The organism is Nonomuraea sp. NPDC005730 (assembly GCF_040630865.1).
In the GTDB taxonomy this organism is placed as follows: domain Bacteria; phylum Actinomycetota; class Actinomycetes; order Streptosporangiales; family Streptosporangiaceae; genus Nonomuraea.
On sequence record NZ_JBEXYK010000004.1, the window covers coordinates 175,834 to 190,611 of the forward strand.

Consider the following 14,778-nt stretch of genomic DNA (forward strand, 5'->3'; position numbering starts at 1 on the left):
GATCACGGCGTGCCGAAGATCAGGGTCTGGCGGCGCCGGTGGCCGCGCCGCATGAGCGCGAGCAGCACCATGAGCACCGGCCCGGCCAGGCGCCGCAGCTCGGCCAGCTCCTCCGGCTGCGCGTACTGGGCGATCCTCGGCAGGTCGAACCGGGCGTCACCGCCTTTCCTGACCTCGGTCTCGACCTTCTCCCAGTCCGCCTCCGAGACGTACTTGGCGACGACCGGGAAGATCAGCCGCTCCTCCTCCTCGATGTGCTCGTCCAGCAGGTCGGCGAGCGCCGCCAGGGACTTGGCCATCCGCCGGGCCGCCTGCCCGTCGGAGCCGAGCTGGGCCGCGGCCGTCGTGATCTCCTCCAGCAGCGGGTCGAGCGCCGCGTGGTCGTCGGTCAGGTCGCTCAGGTCCACCTCGGCGCCCGCCGAGCGCACGATGACCGGCCACAACACGTTGTCCTCGGCCTGGTGATGGTGGTGGATGCCCGCGCAGAGCTTGGCGGTGAACGTCGCGATCGCCCGCAGCCGCTCCTGACCGGCCTGCTGCTCGCCGGCGGCGATCGCGCTCGTCACCTCGGCCAGACGGCGGGTGTCCCCGCGCATGGCCCGGTGCGTGATGCGGAAGCCGAGCATGTTGGGTGCCATTTCGGTGCTCCTTCTGTCTGTTTGGCACCAGCCTGGGACGCGGCTCTTAGACACCTCTTGGTGCCGACTTGGCATGGCGGTAACGCCTGTGGCGGACGGAAATTGAGAGACCCGGCGGCTAGGGTGTGCCGCTATGGACAGGCGATGGGTCGGCCTCGACGGCGTCGAGGTCGTGCCGGTGGTGCGGGCGGGCCGGCAGGTGCTGCGGGTGCGCAGGAACGGGTGGCTGGTCGCCGACTGCCGTTCGGTGGAGGAGGTGGCCATCCACGTCGACCTGGCCGATCTGTGCGAGGTGATCGATCTTGCCGCACGCCGCGGATCCAGCGGCGCGGTGGAGGCCCGTACGAGTTCGCATCATGGCTGAGTGCCGTGTATGGTTACACCTGTCCGCAGCGAGCGGACAGGCCCCTATAGCTCAGTCGGCAGAGCGTCTCCATGGTAAGGAGAAGGTCAACGGTTCGATTCCGTTTGGGGGCTCTTGTAATGAGCAGATATGACGCCCGGCCAAGGTGACTTGGAGCCGGGCGTTTTTCGTTGTTCGGGTTGAGTGGCGCTTGTCCTGGGGCTTCAGTCAGCCCCAAGAAGGCTCCAAGCACGGGCGTGTTCCATGACGGTCATGAGAAACATGTTCGCGGCCCGTGGTGTGCGCCGGGCGCTGGCTCTGATCCTGCTCTCCGTCTCGACCGTGCTGACGATCAGCGTGGCGAGCAGTCCCGCCTACGCGTGGAACCCGGCGAACGACGGCTGGTACAAATGCCTGATCGAAGGCAAATGGATGTGGTGCAAGGACCTGTAGGTCCTGCGGGCAAGCCGCTCTTCCCGTGCGGGGAGGGCGGCTTTTCGGTGTCGTACGGCTGTCAGGTTCTGGCCTTCCGGGACGCGAAGGCGGGGAGGTCGATCACCTCGACCAGGTCGGCGAGGTCCACGTGGTGGACGATCTGGGCGATGGTGCCGTAGTAGCCGAGGAGGTAGCGGCGGCCGTTCACGGTCTGGGTGACCTTGATGCGTTGCCTCGCGCCGAGTGTGATGATCTCGACGAGGATGCCGCGGGGGCCGTGCCAGCGTGTCACGCCACAACTCTACGCAAAACGGACAAAAGCATAGAATGCGGACCGGCGGGCAGTAGGCCGGTGAGGGTTGGTTGCCCACACCCGAAGGCTCCGGACGCGGGGAAGCGTCCGGAGCTTTCGCGTGCTCGGGGGTTTCCGGCGCTACGCGGTCTCGTCCAGGGGCGGGTAGGCGAAGTGGCGGGTGTCGGCGAAGGTCTGCGGGCCGGTGAGCCGGTAGCCGTGGGCGGCCTCGCTGGTGGTGTGGTACGGCCCCACGTCGACGGTGTCGGCGATCGACCAGACGCCCTTCACCTGCTGCTTGACGACGTAGAGGAACTCGTTGAAGTCGAGGGAGGAGGAGACGAAGGCGTTGACCACGGTCAGCGATCGGCGTCCTGAGGTCAGCGCCAGCGGCAGGTCCACGGACTGGTCCCGCCAGCGGTAGGTGTTCTCGACGGGCAGAGGGTGCCACACGCCGGCGGGGGCGCCGTTCACGGTGATGGCGGCCTGCTGCATGGAGATGCCGGCGTCCAGGCGGCGGATCAGGCGTACGCCGGTGTTGGCGGGGTTCACGGTCACCGTGAACCGGCTGGACCCTCCGGGGCCGAACGCGCGCCCGTCGTCCGAGACGGGCCGGCCGAGCGCGAAGGGCTCCACATGCCGCGGCGCCACCCACAACCCGACCACCACCCCGACCCCAACCGCCCCCGCCACCACCAAAGCCCCCACCCCAACCCCCCGCCACCGCCCCCACCCCCGACCGGCTGAGCCCACCACCCCTCCCATAGGGGCCACCGTCCCACCCGCCGGAGCCGCTACCCCGCCTCCCGGTACGGCCACCCCACTCGCCGGAACCGCTGCCCCATCTGCCGGTACGGCCACTGCACCCGCCGGAGCCGCTGCCCCGCTTGCTGGAACGGCCACCCCACCCGCCGGAGCCGTCACTGTGCCTGCCGGAGCGTCTGGACCCCCGCCGACCGGGGAAGCGTCGGCGGGAAGACCATCGACCAGGGAAGCGACACCGGCGGGAACACCGCTTACGGGCAGGGTGGCTCCAGGTGCGCCCGCAGGCTGCTCGCCACCAGAACTCCCCTCACCGGGAAGCCTGTCGGAGGGAGCACCGATCGGGGAAGCGCCGATCGGGGAAGCGCCGAAGGCAACGCCACCGCCGGAAAGGCCATCGGAAACCCCGTCTCCCGCAATTCCATCGACGGGAATCCTGCTCACCCAAAGGCCACCCCCCGGAACCTCACCTACCGGAGGCCCCTCGCCCGGCTGATTCCCGCCCGGCTGATTCCCGCCCGGTAGACCCCCGCCCGGCAGACCCTCGCCTGGCCGATCGCCAACCGGAAGTGCGCTGCCTGGAAGCGCGTCGGCCGGAAGCGCATCGACCGGGGGACCTCCGACTGCGGGGCCGTTGACCAGGGGGCCATCGACGGGGAGAGCGCCGCTGACGGAAGGGGCGACGGGCAGGGCCGCTGAGGCTGCCGGGGCAGATGCCGGAGGCGCCCCACTTCTCGCCATCTGAGCGCCTGTCGAACGCTCTGCCCCTTCGTGAGGCCCAGCGAATCCCGGAAGCGCGGCTCCTTGGCCGGGGCTTCCAGCAAGAGGTACAGCCTCTTGGCCAGGGCCTCCAAGAGGCTCTGTACCTGGCACGGCGTCCGCCCGGCTCGGCCCCGCAGGAGGTACGGCGCCCGGCTGAGGCAGCCCCCCGAGGGGACCGGCGTGCGGATGAACGGAGGCGACGTCGAGGAGCCCGGAATCCTCGAAGGGCGGAACGCTCGGGGACAGTGCCGTCCGGGTGAGCTGGAAGCCGGACGGCGGCATGCGGTTGATCCGTACGCGTTCCCAGGCCCGTTCCCACTCCGGCACCCGATGCTCGGGCACCCCGCAAGCCCGCAGGAACGTCACCATCACCGCCTTCTTCGGAAACCGCCGTCCGGCCAGCATGTCCGCACAGGTCGCCCGGGGAAGCCGGGGTCCGCCCGCTCTGTCCGCCCGCGCCTGGAGCTCCCGCAACGACACGTCCGCCCGCGCGAACTGCTCGGCGAGGAGCCTCACCAGACCCTCGTGACAGCTCACCGACTCCACGCCGGGTTCCGCGCCTTCCTGGTCCTCGCCCATCGCCCCTCTCCCCGACCAGCCTTCATCTGTCCGACAGTGTACGAACGATGACCGTACGTGTCCGGAGGGATTTCAGGGACGTCCGAGTCAGGCTCGCGTGTGGACGACTCCGGACGAGTATGTCCGCCCTGCTGTTGGACACCGGCGCTCGGTCGCTTTCCTGGCATTCGAGCGCAGACCAGCGCCGAAACCCTGAGCAGCACAAGCAAACGAGCAGAAGAGGAAGACGACATGAACAGGAAACTGGCACTCGCCGCCGGTGTCGCCGCTGTCCTTTCCGGGCTTGTCATCCCGTCCGCCCCCGCCTCGGCCGGCAGCCTCCAGTGCAACAGCGGCCGGGCCCCGGAGGACGGCTACGTCGGCCGGGCCGACTGCCACAACCCGACCGGCCAGACCTGGGTGTACCGCGCCGTGATCACCTGCGGCTGGAGCCCGGACGTCGTCGGCCCGTGGATCACTCTCGGGCCCGGCGCCTCGGGCAGGTCCGAGGGCAAATGCGCAAGCTGGGGCAGCGGCGTCGGCGCCGTCGGCGTCGACGAACGCCAGGCATGAGACCCCCGCCCGGCCCCCACCCGGTCCGGCCCGGCCGAGCCCGACGCAGCCCGGCCCGCCGGACCAGGACCTAACGCAGTCCGTGTCGGAGCTCGGCCCGACAGAGTCCGCCCATGTCCGACCCGACCCGGTCCAGTCCGGCCCGACCCGGTCCGGCCCGCTGACGTCCGACCCATCGGAGTCCGGCCCCTCACGGAGTCCGGCCCATCGGTCCGGCCCACGCCGGGCCGGACCGATGGGCCCGGATGAAGCGTCGGCCCGGGGCGCGAGGGCGGGTGGGGACGGCTCGTCGTAGAGGAGCCGGGGCGCGGTCGGGGTGGGCGGCACCTCGCCGGACACCCGTGCGGCACGCGCCCCCCTTGCGCGGTCGCACGGGTGTCCACCGCGCTCCCTTGCCCGCCCAGGGCTGCCCATCCAGGGCCGTCCCGCCCCAAGGGCTTGCTCCCCGCAGGGACCCCGCCCCACGCCCGCCCTGGGAGTGACCATCCAGGGCTGACCATCCAGGGCCGCCCACTTGGGGTCGCCCACGCAGGGCTGACACTCAGGGCCGTCCACTCCAGGGCTGCCCGCTCTGCCAACTTCGCCACTGCGCTGGCTTTGACTGCGCGACACCTTCGGGTGAGCGCAGGCGTCCGCTGCGGGCCCCCTCCGCCGCTGCGTCGGCGTCCGCCGCGGACACCCCTCCGTCACCCGCGCGGGTCCGCCCGCCGCGGGACGCGCGCCGCCGGCGTTCGCCGGGGGCACGCCCGTTCACCGTACGGACGGGCGTCGTCGGCGGTCGCCGGGGGAGCCCTTCTGGTCACCGCGTGGACGGGGCGTCGCCGGGGGACGTTCGTTGCTGCGTGCCTGGTCCGGACGTTCGCACCGGCAAAGGGCGGCTGCTAGTGTGGCGATGGCCTCCGCGGGTGATTCCCCAGGCGAGACCCAGGTGGCATGATCGGATTTCGGTTGTCGGAGGTTCCTGGGGCATACTGGTAGCACCCCACCCGATCAGGTGAGTTACTAATGTGCTCCCAGCTTCGGGTATCCTCTATGGGCCGGGAGTTTCCGGCCAAGGCGGAGTAGCTCAGTCAGGCAGAGCAAACGGCTCATAATCGTTGTGTCGCCGGTTCAAGTCCGGCCTCCGCTACTACCCAATCCCAGGTCGGTCGGCCTGGGTACGGGTGTGTCCATGTCCCGAACGTAGAAAGGCACTCCCAAGTGGCTGCCACCGACGTTAGGCCGAAGATCACGCTGGCCTGCCAGGAGTGCAAGCACCGCAACTACATCACGCGGAAGAACCGGCGCAACGACCCGGATCGGCTTGAGCTGAAGAAGTACTGCCCGAACTGCCGCTGCCACCGCGCGCACCGCGAAACCCGCTAGCGGTACTTCTGCCTCCATATCGCACAACCGGCGTCCCGGACGGGGCGCCGGTTTGTCGTGTTCTCACTGCTTTGAGGGGCCTTCCTGGGCGCTGAGCCGGGCCCCGGCAAAAAGCACGCCATGAGCGGCGACAGCCGAACCTTGTTCTGTTACCGTCTGCCTCAGCAGCGCTCGTTGAAGACATACGAGGGAGCACTGATGGCCTTGAACCGTGACTTCGTGGGCAGGACCTATCCATCCGCCGCCCCGTACGAGGTCAGCCGGGTGAAGATCAAGGAGTTCGCGGCGGCGATCGGCGACAACAACCCGGTCTACCGCGACAGGGAGGCCGCCAGGGCCGCCGGATACCCCGACGTGATCGCGCCGCCCACGTTCCCCATCGTGTTCAGCCTCCAGGCGGGCGGTGAGGCGCTGGTCGACCCCGAGCTGGGCCTGAACCTCGCGATGGTGGTCCACGGCGAGCAGCGGTTCGAGTACGTCAGGCCCGTCTGCGCGGGCGACGAGCTGGTCACCACCGCGACGATCACCGACATCAGGAGCGCTGGACGCAACGAGCTGCTGACGATCAGGAGCGACGTGACGACGGTCGCCGGAGAGCCGGTCTGCACGACCTACAACACGATCGTCGAGCGCGGAGGGGCGGGCTGAGATGGCGGCCACGGTGAGGTACGACGAGGTCGAGGTCGGCCAGGAGCTCCCGGCCGTGGGCTACAACGTCCGGCGGCTGAACCTGGTCATGTACGCCGGCGCCTCCGGCGACTTCAACCAGATCCACTGGAACGAGCGCTTCGCCCGGACGGTCGGGCTGCCCGACGTGATCGCGCACGGCATGTTCACGATGGCGCAGGCGGGCCGGTTCGTCACGGACTGGGCGGGCGATCCGGGCGCCGTGCTGGATTTCGGCGTGCGGTTCTCGTCGATGGTGATCGTGCCCGACGACGACCAGGGGGCGACGATCTCGGTGAGCGGGGTCGTCGAGGAGAAGCTGGAGGACAAGCGGGTGGTCGTCGGGCTGACGGCCAAGGCGGGTGACGCGAAGGTCCTGTCGAAGGCGCGTGCGGTGGTACAGCTCTCCTGATCCGGTGATATGTCGGGCGGGTCGCGGGTAGCCCGTGTTGTTATGAGTGAAGTTGCGCGACAGGTCTGGCCCACCGTCCGTTCCATCCCCGTGTCGTCCGTGACCGACGCCAAGCCTCCCGCTCACCTGCGTCCCACGTCCCCTGAACAGGTGGGGGGCAGCAGCGGCACCGGACGGGACACCACGGGCGGTTCGGCCACCGGCGTCGGCACGGGCCGCGCCCGGCCCAGGGGCGCGGGCGCGCACGGGAACCCCGCCGCCGCGCTGGGCTTCTCCGGCGACCCCGGCCAGCACGGCGACCCCGACGACACGATGCTGCACGCCCAGCGCGTCTGGGACGGCACCCTCGCCACGAACCGCATGGACGACCTGGGCGTCAACACCGAGCGCCAGCGCGTCGAGACCAAGGACGTGACGGTCTCCGCCGGGCTGCTGGTGGACGGCCGACCCGGGGACGTGCTGGAGTGCGTCCAGTCGGTGATCGACCACACGCGCGCCCGGATCCTGGCCCTCGACCTGGGGAACGTCGACGGCGCGGGAGACGTCCTGGACGAGCTGGCCGAACGGCACCCGGAGCGGATCGCGGTGTGGCACGTCGCCGAGACCTCGCGGGCGGCCGGGGGCACGGCGGGGTGGGGCGAGGGCCGTACCAAGCTGTTGCGGCTGGACGAGTCCGAGGTGCACGTGCTGGTCGAGACCTCGCTCGCGCTGACGGGGGACGCCCTGACGCCGCTGGTGGCGGCCATCGTGGAAGGGGCGGTGGCGGCGGGGTGGCAGGCGGCCGAGGCCGAGGAGCCCGGCAGGGTGGGGGCGTTGCGCTGCGACCTGATGGCGGTGCGCAGGGCGGCGGCGCTGGGGGCCTTCCCCGAGGGCGCGGAGCGTGGCGAGGAGGCCGACCTGGAGTTCTCCCGCGCGCTGGAGGGCGGGCTGGTGGTGCCCGAGGGCCCGCTCCCGGTCCGCCGGCTCGACTCCACCCACCGCCGCGACCAGCCCCTCCACAGCTGACTCCGCACCATCGCCCCCCCTGACCCGGAAGCCGATCGGAAGCGTCGCCGCAGGCGCGGCCGAGGCGGGTGCGGGTTCGGGGAGGGTGTCGTGGGGGCTGGGGGGCTCATAAGCTTGGTGGCCATGGAGATGCTCGCGCCGCACACCACCCTGGGCCTGGGTGGCCCCGCCCGCGACTTCGCCGAGGCAGTCACGGCGGAGCAGCTCGTGTCCCTCGTCGCCGAGGCCGACATGAACGGCGTGCCGACCCTGGTGCTCGGTGGCGGCAGCAACGTGGTGATCGGTGACGAAGGCTTCGACGGCCTGGTCGTCAAGGTGGCAACCGAGGGCGTGACGGTCTCCAGGGACGGCGAGCAGGTGCTGCTCACGGTCGAGGCGGGCCAGGACTGGGATCCGCTGGTCGAGCGGGCCGTGGCCGAGGGGTGGTCCGGCATCGAGTGCATGTCCGGCATCCCGGGCCTGGTGGGCTCGACGCCGATCCAGAACGTCGGCGCGTACGGCCAGGAGGTGGCGCAGACCATCAGGTGCGTGCGGGCCTACGACCGGCTTACCCGGCAGGTGATCGACCTGGAGGCGCGCCAGTGCGGGTTCTCCTACCGTGACAGCGCGTTCAAGCGGGACCTGTCGCGGCACGTGGTGCTCGCCGTGACGTACGCACTGGATGTGTCGGACTTGTCCGGCCCGGTGGCCTACCAGGAGCTGGCCGGGCGGCTCGGGGTTGAGCTCGGCGGCCGTGTGCCCCTCGGGCCGGCCCGTGAGGCCGTTCTGGGGCTGCGGCGGGGCAAGGGCATGGTCTTCGACCCTGCGGCCGATCCCGACAGCCGCAGCGCGGGCTCGTTCTTCACCAACCCGATCCTGACCGCCGAGGAGGCCGCCGAGCTGGCCGGACGCGCTCCGGGCCACCCCAGCTGGGACATGCCCGACGGCCGCGTCAAGGTGCCGGCCGCCTGGCTGATCGAGCAGGCGGGCTTCCCCAAGGGCTACGAGCGCGGCCCGGTGCGCATCTCGACCAAGCACACGCTGGCCCTCACCAACCCCGCGGGCGCCGCCTCCACGGCCGACCTGCTGGGGCTGGCCGTGGAGGTGCGTGACGGGGTGCGGGAGAAGTTCGGCGTGACGCTGGTCAACGAGCCGGTGCTGGTCGGCTGCACACTGACGGCCGAGCCGGGGGGCCGGTCGGCGGAATGACGGCTTCACGTGGGCTGTTATGGTGTGTCGGTAATTCCGAAGGGGAGTAGTCCCAATCGTGTGATCGACATACTGGCGCGTGATCGCGCCCGGTCACACGGGCCTTGACGGGCGGACGAGACCTTCGGCCTGGCAGTCATGGACAAAGACGCTGCCGGGCCGAAAGTCGTGCCCGAAGATCCCCCGGGTGCCTGCTTCCGGTCCGGTCGCGGGGAAGAGGACCGGTTGGAAGCGTTCTGGATCAGTCTCGCGGTCATTTTCGTGGCCGAACTCGGTGACAAGAGCCAGCTCATGGCGATGACGTTCGCCACCCGTTTCAAGCCTTGGCCCGTGCTCGCGGGCATCACCATCGCCACCACCGTCGTGCACCTGCTGAGCGTGGCCGTGGGCGGGCTGGTCGGGAAGGCGTTGCCGACGACGGCCATCTCGATCGTGGCCGGCATCGCCTTCCTCGGGTTCGCCCTGTGGACGTTGCGGGGCGACGAGCTGACCAAGGAGGAGGAGGACAAGGCCCGCCGTACGACCAGGAACGTCCTGGTCGCGGTGACCGTGGCGTTCTTCCTGAGCGAGCTGGGCGACAAGACGATGCTCGCCACGATCACCCTGGCCACGCAGCACGGCTGGGTCGGCACGTGGATCGGCTCGACCGTGGGCATGGTCGCCGCCGACGCCCTGGCCATCCTGGTGGGCCGCCTGCTCGGCAAGCACCTCCCCGAGAAGGTCATCCGGTACGGCGCCGCCGCCGCGTTCGCGGTGTTCGGCATCGTGCTGCTGGTCGAGGCGCTGCTCTAGAAGCGCGGCAGCCGTTCGTGGACGTCGGCGAGCAGGCCGAGCACTGGCTCGCGGCTCTCCCGGGCGAAGGCGGCCTCCACCGCCTGGGCCGCGGGCCCGTCGCCGAGCCAGGCGAGGACCTGGGCGTGGGCGGGGGCGTCGCGATCCCAGAAGGCGTTGGTCAGCCGCCGCCCGGACAGGCCGTCGGTGACGAAGTCGCGCAGGTGGGCGATCGCCGCCTCGCTTCCCAGCCCGGCCCAGGCGTCGAGGAAGGGCGTCAGGTCGACGCCGGTGGCGGCGACGGCGCACAACACCGTGCCGGCCGGCGGGCGGGACGGATGGCGGCGCAGCGTGCCGAGCCACCACTCGTGCAGGAACGCGGTGACGGCCGCGCGTTCGCCGGCCGGCCAACCGTGCCAGCCCGCGACGGCGAGCTTGCCGAGGACGATCTCCGGGTCGGGGTAGGAGAACGCGTCGGCCGCCGCGCATTCGAGCAGGCGCGGCAGGAAGTAGCGGAAGGCGGGGACGTCCCCCCACGTGGTGAGCGCCTTGGTCGCGTAACGGGCCAGCGAGCCGGCCTCGATCGCCGAGACCGGGCCGGACAGCAGGCACGCCTGCTCGCCCGGCTCGACGCAGTGGGGGCAGCCGGGCACGCTCGCGGGCCTGGCGACGGCTCCGAACACCTCGTAGAGCCGCCCGAGGGCCGTCACCCTCAGTCGAGGGTGAAGTAGTCGGGGCCCGCGTAACGGCCGGTGGCGAGCTTCTGGCGCTGCATGAGCAGGTCGTTGAGCAGCGAGGACGCGCCCAGCCTGAACCAGTCGGGGGAGAGCCAGTCGTCGCCCGCCGTCTCGTTGACCAGCACCAGGTTCTTGATGGCGTCCTTGGTCGTGCGGATGCCGCCGGCCGGCTTCACGCCCACCTGGCGGCCGGTGGTGTCGCGGAAGTCGCGCACCGCCTCCAGCATGATCAGGGTCACCGGCAGCGTGGCGGCCGGGGACACCTTGCCGGTGGAGGTCTTGATGAAGTCGGCGCCCGCGATCATGGCCAGCCAGGACGCCCGGCGCACGTTGTCGTAGGTCGCCAGCTCGCCCGTCTCCAGGATCACCTTCAGGTGCGCGGCACCGCAGGCGGCCTTGATCGCGACGATCTCGTCGTAGACCTTCAAGTAGTCGCCGGACAGGAACGCGCCGCGGTCGATCACCATGTCGATCTCGTCGGCGCCCGCGGCCACGGCCAGCGCCGTGTCGCTCACCTTGACCTCCAGCGAGGAGCGCCCGCTGGGGAACGCGGTGGCGACCGAGGCCACCTTGACCCCCGACCCGGCCACCGCCCGGACGGCCACCTCCACCATGTCGGGATAGACGCAGACCGCCGCCACCCTGGGGGCGCCGCCGCCCGGGTGCACGGCCTTGGTGCACATGGCCCGCACCTTGCCCGCCGTGTCGGCGCCTTCGAGCGTCGTCAGGTCGACCATGGAGATGGCCAGGTCGATGGCCTGGGCCTTGGCCGTGGTCTTGATGGAACGGGTGCCGAGCATGGCCGCCCGCTGGTCGGCGCCCACCCGGTCGACTCCGGGAAGGCCGTGCAGGAAGGCGCGCAGCGTCGCGTGGGACGAGGCGACGTCCGCGAGCGAGGTAGTCACAGTTGACACCCTCACAGCATCGCCGACCAGGGCCACTACCTCCAAACCGGACGGACGGGAACGCCGCCTAAGGCAGGGCGGGCCCTGTCCTAGGTATGTCCGGCCCCGCGTACGCCCGGAGATAGGTCATCCACCTGATGTGGCGGGCCGGGCCTTAGGCCGAACATTGAAGATGTCAGGGAAAAGCAGCAAATGTTCAGGAGAACACGATGAACCCCGAACTCGAGTACGAGCTCATGAAGTCCCACGCCAGCGAGCTCCGGAAGGCCGCCGCCGAGCACCGCCGCGTACGCGAGGCCATGAAGGGCAACAAGGCCGAGCGTCGCTCGGTCTTCGGCAAGCGCCGTTCGTCATGACCGCCCCAAGAGAGCCCGGCCGCGTGAACAGTAGTGGCGGCCGGGCCTCTGAACCCCCCTGAACCCCGTCGAAACTGATTGATAGGGCATGGCATGCTGAACGACATGCTGGGACGTTCGGTGAGTCCCGTCTTCGTCGGGCGGGCGGAGGAGCTCGCCGCTCTCGCAGAGAGCTTCGACGAGGCACGTAAGGGCACGGTGACGGCCGTGCTCATGGGCGGAGAGGCTGGGGTCGGCAAGAGCCGGCTCGTACAGCGCTTCGCCGAGTCCTGCATGGCCGACGGCGCTCAGGTGCTGGTCGGCGGCTGTGTGGAGCTGTCGGCCGAGGGCCTTGCCTACGCGCCCTTCACCGCCGCGCTCAGGCAGCTCGTCAGGGAGCAGGGACCCGCCGCGGTGGCCGCGCTGCTGCCCGAGGGGGCCCAGCGAGACCTGGCCAGGCTGCTGCCGGAGTTCGGCGAGCCCAGCGGCGACGGGGAGACGGACACGGGCCGCGCCCGGCTCTTCGAGCAGTTCCTCACCCTCCTCGAACGCCTCGCGGACAGCCGCCCCACGGTCCTCGTCATCGAGGACATCCACTGGGCCGACCGCTCCAGCCGCGACCTGATCGCGTTCCTCAGCCGCAACCTGCACGCCCCGCAGGTGCTCATCCTCATGACCTACCGCTCCGACGACCTGCACCGGCAACATCCGCTCCGCCCCGTGCTGGCCGAGCTCGGCCGGGTGAACGGCGTCCACCGCCTGGACCTGCCCCGCCTGTCGCGCGACGAGGTGGCCGCCCAGATGGCCGGCATCCTCGGCGCCGCGCCGGAATATGTGAAGGTTCAGAAAGTCTACGAACGCAGCGAGGGCATCCCGCTGTTCGTGGAGGCCCTGCTCGACGGCGGCGAGGACTGCACGTTCCCCGAGTCCATGCAGGACCTCATACTCAGCGCCGTCGAACGGCTGCCCGAGGACACCCAGCGCGTCCTGCGCATGGCCGCGGCCGGCGGCAACCGGGTCGGCCACGCGCTGCTGGCGGCCGTCAGCGGGCTGTCCGAGATCGAGCTGGAGGCGGCTCTGCGCCCGGCCATCGCCGGGAACGTGCTGCAGATCGCCGACAACCGCGCCTACGTCTTCCGGCACGCGCTGATCCAGGAGGCCGTGCACGAGGAGCTGCTGCCGGGCGAGCACCAGCGCCTGCACTCCCGGTACGCCGAGGAGATCTCCAAGGACCGTTCGCTCGTCCCGCCCGGCCGCGCCGCCGTCGAGCTGGCCCACCACTGGTACGGCGCCCGCAACGACCTCTGGGCCCTGGTGTCGGCCTGGGAGGCCGCGCAGAAGTCGTTCAAGGCGTACGCCTACACCGAGGCCGTGCCGCTGCTGGAACGCGTGCTCATGCTCTGGGACCGGGTCCCCGACGCCGCCCGGCGCATCGGCGTCGACCACACCGCCGTGCTGGAACGCGCCTCCGAGGCCGCGAACGCCGGCGGCGAGGTGGACAAGGGCGTGAAGTTCGTCAAGGCCGCCCTCGCCGAGCTGGACGAGACCGCTGAGCCGGGCCGGGTGGCCCAGCTCATCGTGCGGCAGGCGTCGTTCAAGGCGTCGAAGGGGCAGATGGGCGTGATCGAGCTGCTCCGGCACGCCCTGCGGCTGGTGCCCGAGCCGGGCCCGGTGCGCGCTGAGGTCGTCATGCCGCTGAGCAGGCAGCTCATGCTCCGCGGCCAGGTCGCCGAGGGCGAGGAGCTGATCCACGAGGGCCTCGACCTGGTCAGGCGGTCCGGCGACAAGTGCCTCGAAGGCGACCTGCTGATGAACCTGGCGCTCGGCCACTCGATGAGAGGCGAGCTTGATCGGGTCATCGCCGTCAACGAGCAGGCGAGGGGCATCGGCAAGGCCGAGGGTTCGGGCCGCATCATCGTCAGGGCGATCGGCAACAACATCGACTCCCTCATCGACATGGGCCGCGCCGAGGAGGCCCTGCGCCTGTCGGAGGAGGGCTGGGAGTACGCCAAGAAGTACGGCAGGCTGCGCGGCAGCGGGCTGTTCATCCTCAACAACTGGGCCGAGGCGCTGGAGTCGCTCGGCCGCTGGGACGAGGCGCTCGACCTCGTGGACAGCGCGCTCAACTACGGGCCCGTCCTGCGCACCCAGTACGCCCTGCTGCGCGTGCGCGCCGACATCGGGCTGGCCAGGGGCGACCTGCAGCGGGTCGAGGGCATCCTGTCCGAGATCGGCGTGCTCAAGGACCGCCCCGAGGACTTCGTCCAGGACGTGATCAGCAACGCGCGCCTGCACATCGGCTGGCACCTGCTCAAGGGCGAGCCGTGGGCGGCGCTGGCCGTGGCCGAGCGGGCGCTGTCGCATCCGAGGCTGCCGAGCAAGGCCATGCTGGGCTGGCGGCTGCTCTCCCTGCTGCGCACGGTCTGCGACGCGGCGGAGGACCTCGAACCCGGCCGGACCGCCGCGGTACGGGCGCACGCCGCGGAAGTGGCGGCCGAGCTGACGATCAGCGGGCCGGTGGCGGAGGCGTACCGGCTGTCCTACAGCGGCGACTTCGACGCCTCGGCGGCGGCGTGGGAGCGGCTGATGCGTCCGCACAACCAGGCCAAGGCCCTGCTGCGGGCGGCCGGCGCCGCGGCCAGGAGCGGTGACAGGGAGGGCGCGGCGACCCGGCTCCGGCAGGCGCGCCCGCTCGCCGCCGCGCTGCGCGCCACCCCGCTCGCCGAGGAGATCGAGGCGCTGTCGCGCCGCGTGGGCGGCGGCCTGCAGGCCCAGGAGACGCCGTCGGAGCTGCTGACGCCGCGTGAGCTGGAGGTGCTGCGCCTGGTGACCCAGGGCCGCACCAACCGCGACATCGCCGCCGAACTGTTCATCTCGGCGAAAACCGTCAGTGTGCACGTCTCGAACATCCTGGCCAAGCTGGGTGTCACCACGCGCGGAGAGGCCGCCGCGGCGGCGCACCGCCTGTCACTCCTGTCCTAGGAGCTCCGGGCCCCTCTGAGCACTCGGACCGACCGTCTACGCTGGCAAG

General features: G+C 70.9%; 16 protein-coding genes and 2 tRNA genes. 13 read left to right on the forward strand and 5 right to left on the reverse strand.

The window, feature by feature from the left end:
- Positions 1 to 2: 2 nt before the first annotated feature.
- Complete coding sequence (locus tag ABZ444_RS08255) at positions 3 to 638, reverse strand: hemerythrin domain-containing protein (protein WP_357994280.1); 636 nt, start codon at positions 636 to 638, stop codon at positions 3 to 5.
- A 133-nt stretch (positions 639 to 771) separates the two neighbouring features.
- Between ABZ444_RS08255 and ABZ444_RS08260 the strand changes: the two genes are divergently transcribed.
- The 3 genes from ABZ444_RS08260 (at position 772) to ABZ444_RS08270 (ending at position 1,434) form a co-directional block, all read left to right on the forward strand.
- Positions 772 to 1,002, forward strand: coding sequence for a transposase (locus ABZ444_RS08260; RefSeq protein WP_357994282.1), 231 nt, complete (start codon positions 772 to 774; stop codon positions 1,000 to 1,002).
- Between the two features lie 40 nt (positions 1,003 to 1,042).
- Positions 1,043 to 1,115, forward strand: a tRNA-Thr gene (locus tag ABZ444_RS08265).
- A 139-nt stretch (positions 1,116 to 1,254) separates the two neighbouring features.
- Positions 1,255 to 1,434: a hypothetical protein gene (locus tag ABZ444_RS08270; protein ID WP_357966816.1), complete on the forward strand. Its 180-nt coding sequence runs from the start codon at positions 1,255 to 1,257 to the stop codon at positions 1,432 to 1,434.
- A gap of 61 nt (positions 1,435 to 1,495) precedes the next feature.
- Here ABZ444_RS08270 and ABZ444_RS08275 read toward each other — a convergent pair whose 3' ends face one another.
- On the reverse strand, positions 1,496 to 1,708 hold the full coding sequence (locus tag ABZ444_RS08275) for a hypothetical protein (RefSeq protein ID WP_357994284.1): 213 nt from the start codon (positions 1,706 to 1,708) through the stop codon (positions 1,496 to 1,498).
- A gap of 141 nt (positions 1,709 to 1,849) precedes the next feature.
- Positions 1,850 to 2,416, reverse strand: a complete 567-nt coding sequence (locus ABZ444_RS08280) for a hypothetical protein (RefSeq protein ID WP_357994285.1) — start codon at positions 2,414 to 2,416, stop codon at positions 1,850 to 1,852.
- Positions 2,417 to 4,042: 1,626 nt separating this feature from the next.
- On the opposite strand from ABZ444_RS08280, the gene ABZ444_RS08285 reads away from it, so the two are divergent.
- The 8 genes from ABZ444_RS08285 to ABZ444_RS08320 all read left to right on the forward strand — a co-directional run bounded on the left by ABZ444_RS08285 (position 4,043) and on the right by ABZ444_RS08320 (position 9,791).
- Positions 4,043 to 4,363, forward strand: a complete 321-nt coding sequence (locus ABZ444_RS08285) for a hypothetical protein (protein ID WP_357966825.1) — start codon at positions 4,043 to 4,045, stop codon at positions 4,361 to 4,363.
- Between the two features lie 1,055 nt (positions 4,364 to 5,418).
- Positions 5,419 to 5,492: transfer RNA gene (locus ABZ444_RS08290), tRNA-Met, on the forward strand.
- Positions 5,493 to 5,563: 71 nt separating this feature from the next.
- Positions 5,564 to 5,728, forward strand: a complete 165-nt coding sequence (gene rpmG, locus ABZ444_RS08295) for a 50S ribosomal protein L33 (RefSeq protein WP_019632658.1) — start codon at positions 5,564 to 5,566, stop codon at positions 5,726 to 5,728.
- A gap of 198 nt (positions 5,729 to 5,926) precedes the next feature.
- Positions 5,927 to 6,376: a MaoC family dehydratase N-terminal domain-containing protein gene (locus tag ABZ444_RS08300; protein ID WP_352320994.1), complete on the forward strand. Its 450-nt coding sequence runs from the start codon at positions 5,927 to 5,929 to the stop codon at positions 6,374 to 6,376.
- A gap of 1 nt (position 6,377) precedes the next feature.
- Entirely contained in the window at positions 6,378 to 6,806 is a 429-nt protein-coding gene (locus ABZ444_RS08305; RefSeq protein WP_352320996.1) for a MaoC family dehydratase, read from the forward strand.
- Positions 6,807 to 6,905: 99 nt separating this feature from the next.
- Complete coding sequence (locus ABZ444_RS08310; protein ID WP_357994288.1) at positions 6,906 to 7,811, forward strand: hypothetical protein; 906 nt, start codon at positions 6,906 to 6,908, stop codon at positions 7,809 to 7,811.
- A 123-nt stretch (positions 7,812 to 7,934) separates the two neighbouring features.
- Positions 7,935 to 8,999, forward strand: a complete 1,065-nt coding sequence (locus tag ABZ444_RS08315; protein WP_357994290.1) for a UDP-N-acetylmuramate dehydrogenase — start codon at positions 7,935 to 7,937, stop codon at positions 8,997 to 8,999.
- 225 nt (positions 9,000 to 9,224) lie between these two features.
- Positions 9,225 to 9,791, forward strand: a complete 567-nt coding sequence (locus ABZ444_RS08320) for a TMEM165/GDT1 family protein (RefSeq protein ID WP_357966838.1) — start codon at positions 9,225 to 9,227, stop codon at positions 9,789 to 9,791.
- Here ABZ444_RS08320 and ABZ444_RS08325 read toward each other — a convergent pair.
- Positions 9,788 to 10,480, reverse strand: a complete 693-nt coding sequence (locus ABZ444_RS08325) for a hypothetical protein (RefSeq protein ID WP_357994292.1) — start codon at positions 10,478 to 10,480, stop codon at positions 9,788 to 9,790. The two genes, ABZ444_RS08320 and ABZ444_RS08325, sit on opposite strands and share 4 nt — an antisense overlap.
- A 2-nt stretch (positions 10,481 to 10,482) precedes the next feature.
- Positions 10,483 to 11,412 carry a deoxyribose-phosphate aldolase gene (gene deoC / locus ABZ444_RS08330; protein WP_357994294.1) on the reverse strand — a complete coding sequence of 310 codons (930 nt, stop codon included), beginning with the start codon at positions 11,410 to 11,412 and terminating at the stop codon, positions 10,483 to 10,485.
- 209 nt (positions 11,413 to 11,621) lie between these two features.
- On the opposite strand from deoC, the gene ABZ444_RS08335 reads away from it, so the two are divergent.
- Both ABZ444_RS08335 and ABZ444_RS08340 read left to right on the forward strand, forming a co-directional pair.
- A complete protein-coding gene (locus tag ABZ444_RS08335) occupies positions 11,622 to 11,768 on the forward strand; it encodes a hypothetical protein (RefSeq protein ID WP_357966847.1) in 147 nt (48 codons plus the stop codon).
- A gap of 105 nt (positions 11,769 to 11,873) precedes the next feature.
- The gene (locus ABZ444_RS08340) at positions 11,874 to 14,729 is read left to right on the forward strand and encodes an AAA family ATPase (RefSeq protein ID WP_357994296.1); all 2,856 of its coding nucleotides are present in this window, start codon (positions 11,874 to 11,876) and stop codon (positions 14,727 to 14,729) included.
- Positions 14,730 to 14,778: the final 49 nt, after the last annotated feature.

What these genes read in the sequence shown, in the direction of transcription:
- ABZ444_RS08255 (WP_357994280.1), bottom strand. Translation starts at nt 638, where the DNA reads ATGGCACCCAACATGCTCGGCTTCCGCATCACGCACCGGGCCATGCGC.
- ABZ444_RS08260 (WP_357994282.1), top strand. Translation starts at nt 772, where the DNA reads ATGGACAGGCGATGGGTCGGCCTCGACGGCGTCGAGGTCGTGCCGGTG.
- ABZ444_RS08270 (WP_357966816.1), top strand. Translation starts at nt 1,255, where the DNA reads ATGAGAAACATGTTCGCGGCCCGTGGTGTGCGCCGGGCGCTGGCTCTG.
- ABZ444_RS08285 (WP_357966825.1), top strand. Translation starts at nt 4,043, where the DNA reads ATGAACAGGAAACTGGCACTCGCCGCCGGTGTCGCCGCTGTCCTTTCC.
- ABZ444_RS08300 (WP_352320994.1), top strand. Translation starts at nt 5,927, where the DNA reads ATGGCCTTGAACCGTGACTTCGTGGGCAGGACCTATCCATCCGCCGCC.
- ABZ444_RS08305 (WP_352320996.1), top strand. Translation starts at nt 6,378, where the DNA reads ATGGCGGCCACGGTGAGGTACGACGAGGTCGAGGTCGGCCAGGAGCTC.
- ABZ444_RS08315 (WP_357994290.1), top strand. Translation starts at nt 7,935, where the DNA reads ATGGAGATGCTCGCGCCGCACACCACCCTGGGCCTGGGTGGCCCCGCC.
- ABZ444_RS08335 (WP_357966847.1), top strand. Translation starts at nt 11,622, where the DNA reads ATGAACCCCGAACTCGAGTACGAGCTCATGAAGTCCCACGCCAGCGAG.
- ABZ444_RS08340 (WP_357994296.1), top strand. Translation starts at nt 11,874, where the DNA reads ATGCTGGGACGTTCGGTGAGTCCCGTCTTCGTCGGGCGGGCGGAGGAG.